Origin of the sequence: Nitrosospira multiformis (genome assembly GCF_003050865.1) — a bacterium.
Classification (GTDB): domain Bacteria; phylum Pseudomonadota; class Gammaproteobacteria; order Burkholderiales; family Nitrosomonadaceae; genus Nitrosospira; species Nitrosospira multiformis_E.
Genome location: NZ_QAOK01000065.1, coordinates 1 through 3,138 on the forward strand (window position 1 = coordinate 1; position 3,138 = coordinate 3,138).

The 3,138-nt window shown below is 53.3% G+C and carries 4 protein-coding genes; all 4 read left to right on the forward strand.

The features are described from left to right. Nucleotides 1–117: 117 nt before the first annotated feature. Complete coding sequence (ctaD, locus tag C8R21_RS15350; RefSeq protein ID WP_107763471.1) at nt 118–1,698, forward strand: cytochrome c oxidase subunit I; 1,581 nt, start codon at nt 118–120, stop codon at nt 1,696–1,698. A 119-nt stretch (nt 1,699–1,817) separates the two neighbouring features. Next, nucleotides 1,818–2,375: a cytochrome c oxidase assembly protein gene (locus C8R21_RS15355; RefSeq protein WP_107763472.1), complete on the forward strand. Its 558-nt coding sequence runs from the start codon at nt 1,818–1,820 to the stop codon at nt 2,373–2,375. After that, nucleotides 2,372–2,578: a DUF2970 domain-containing protein gene (locus C8R21_RS15360; protein ID WP_074976122.1), complete on the forward strand. Its 207-nt coding sequence runs from the start codon at nt 2,372–2,374 to the stop codon at nt 2,576–2,578. Before C8R21_RS15355 ends, C8R21_RS15360 begins: the two co-directional genes overlap by 4 nt. Nucleotides 2,579–2,608: 30 nt before the next feature. Continuing rightward, nucleotides 2,609–3,138 (forward strand): cytochrome c oxidase subunit 3 (locus C8R21_RS15365; protein ID WP_181258980.1); only part of this gene is annotated, 530 nt, incomplete at its 3' end.

The window sequence follows — 3,138 nt, forward strand, 5'->3', positions numbered from 1 at the left end:
ACGTGGATATTGCCTCGGTGATCACCTACCAGCGCAATTCCTTCGGCAACTCGACAGGCGATGCTGTCCAGCCATCCGAAATCAATCAACACAGATAATAGCCTCAAGGAGGAAACCATGGCAGCAGTACACGATCACGACATTGCACATGCCCACGATCATCATCCCACAGGCTTGATGCGGTGGCTGACCAGCACGAACCATAAGGACATCGGTACGATGTATCTGTGGTTCAGCTTCATCATGTTCCTGACAGGGGGCGTGATGGCGCTGACTATCCGGGCGGAGCTATTCCAGCCAGGAATACAGATCGTCAATCCCGAATTTTTCAACCAGCTCACCACCCTCCACGGGCTGGTGATGATTTTCGGCGCCATCATGCCGGCCTTCGTCGGTTTTGCCAACTGGCAGGTACCGATGATGATCGGCGCCCCCGACATGGCCTTTGCGCGAATGAATAACTGGAGCTTCTGGTTGCTGCCGCCCGCGGCGCTGCTGCTGCTCGGTTCCTTCTTTGCTCCGGGTGGAGCGCCAGCTGGAGGCTGGACAATCTATCCTCCGCTGTCGGTGCAGATGGGCATGGGGATGGACATGACGATCTTTGCGATTCACATCATGGGTGCTTCTTCCATCATGGGATCGATCAACATCATCACCACCATTCTCAACATGCGCGCGCCGGGCATGACCCTGATGAAGATGCCGATGTTCGTATGGACCTGGCTGATTACCGCCTATCTGCTGGTGCTGGTCATGCCGGTGCTTGCCGGTGCGGTGACCATGCTGCTGACTGACCGCAATTTCGGCACCAATTTCTTCAATGCTGCAGGCGGTGGTGACCCCGTGATGTTCCAGCATATCTTCTGGTTCTTCGGACACCCGGAAGTCTACATCATGATTCTGCCGGCGTTTGGTATCGTCTCGGAAATCATCCCGACTTTCGCGCGCAAGCCGCTGTTCGGATATTCCTCGATGGTGTATGCAACCGCTTCCATCGCGATTCTTTCCTGCATCGTCTGGGCGCACCACATGTTTACGGCCGGCATGCCAGTAACGGGACAGCTGTTCTTCATGTATGCCACGATGTTGATTGCCGTGCCGACGGGTGTGAAAGTGTTCAACTGGACGGCTACCATGTGGCGCGGGTCCATGACCTTTGAGACACCCATGCTGTTTGCCATCGGCTTCATCTTCCTGTTTACGCTCGGCGGCTTCAGCGGCGTGGTGTGTGCCATTGTTCCGATCGATATTCAGGTGCAGGATACCTACTATGTGATCGCGCACTTCCATTATGTGCTGGTATCCGGTGCGCTGTTCGCGATATTTGGCGGTGCGTACTACTGGCTGCCGAAGTGGACGGGTCACATGTATGACGAGACACTGGGCAAATGGCACTTCTGGCTGTCCATGTTCTTCTTCAACCTCACTTTCTTTGTCCAGCACTTCCTGGGGCTTGCCGGCATGCCGCGCCGTATTCCCGACTATGCGCTGCAATTTGCGGACTTCAATATGATTTCCAGCATCGGCGCCTTTGGATTCGGTTTGAGCCAGTTGTTGTTCCTCTATGTGGTGCTGAAATGCATCCGTGGTGGTGCAAAGGCGACCGCCCAGACCTGGGAAGGTGCGAAGACTCTGGAGTGGACCTTGCCGTCGCCCCCTCCCTACCATAGTTTCGAAACCCCTCCTGTTATTCGTTAAGAATTGGGGAATAATATGAAGGACGATGCAGAAAGAAGGCGCGGTGCAATCAGAACAGCCCTCTTTCTGCTCGCGACTGTAATAGCACTCTTTGTTGCGGTTATTGTAAAAAACTGGTGATGAACGTAACTGAAGCGAATTCCGTCGTACTCAGGAAACTGTTGATCTTTACTGTAATCATGTTTGGTTTCGGCTTCGCACTCGTCCCGTTTTACGAGAAGATCTGTGAAGTTACAGGCCTCAACAATCTGTTACAGGCAGATACGCTGGTGGAAAATACCCAGGTTGATACGGCTCGATGGGTAACGGTGGAACTGGATGCCAACACACGGGGACTGCCTTGGCAGTTCAAGCCTCTGCAGTCCAGTGTGCGTGTGCATCCGGGCGAGTTGACACAAGTGGTCTATGAGGTGAGAAATAACTCCGACCGGGAGATCAACGGTCAGGCGATACCCAGTTACAGTCCTCAGTTACTGGGAAAACACTTGAAAAAACTCGAGTGTTTCTGTTTCAGCAAGCAGGTATTGAAACCGAGAGAGGTACGGCAAATGCCGGTTCAATTCCTGATCGAACCAGGTCTGCCAACCGATATCAATACGGTTACCATCTCGTATACCTTTTTTGAGTTGGGTAACGATAATACTGCCAGCTTGGATATCAATGCGGACCAGCTTTGAAAGACGATAACAAGCAACCGCCCAAAGGAACGTTGCTGCAGATAGCGAAAGCGGTATTTTGGGCTTTTTTTGGAGTGCGCAAACAGAGTGACCTCGACAGCGATGCGAGTTCATTGACGCCGGCGCAGGTAATCATCGGAGGCCTTATAGGCGCTGCCCTGTTCGTCATGAGCTTGATAATAGTGGTTAAAATAGTTACTTAGACTCAATTTTATATACGCAGGAGAAAGAGCATGAGCCAACAAGGAGGAGGTCACTACTACGTTCCAGCGCCGTCGGCCTGGCCCATTACAGGGTCACTAGCGCTGTTATTCATGGGATTCGGTGCGGCCTTGTCGGTCAACCGGATTCCCCTGGGTTACGGATTGCTGGCGACAGGCTTTGCCATACTCGTCTACATGATGTTTGGATGGTTTGGTACCGTGGCCGGTGAAAGCGAGAGCGGCAAATTCAACAAGCAGGTCGATAAATCCTTCCGCTGGGGGATGAGCTGGTTTATTTTCTCGGAAGTTATGTTTTTCGGGGCTTTTTTTGGCGCGCTATACTACATGCGCATGCATTCCATCCCCGACCTCGCCGACCTGGATAACAAAATACTGTGGCCAGACTTTACCGCCGACTGGCCCACGGCAGGTCCTGGCATCCAGGAGAAATTCATGCCGATGGGGCCCTGGGGTCTCCCCGCGATCAATACCCTGCTCCTGCTGACCTCGGGCGTGACAGTCACCTGGGCGCACTGGGCACTGAAGCTGAACAAGCGTGG

Coding starts and splice junctions, on each gene's coding strand:
- C8R21_RS15355 (WP_107763472.1), top strand. CDS start 1,818: ATGAACGTAACTGAAGCGAATTCCGTCGTACTCAGGAAACTGTTGATC.
- ctaD (WP_107763471.1), top strand. CDS start 118: ATGGCAGCAGTACACGATCACGACATTGCACATGCCCACGATCATCAT.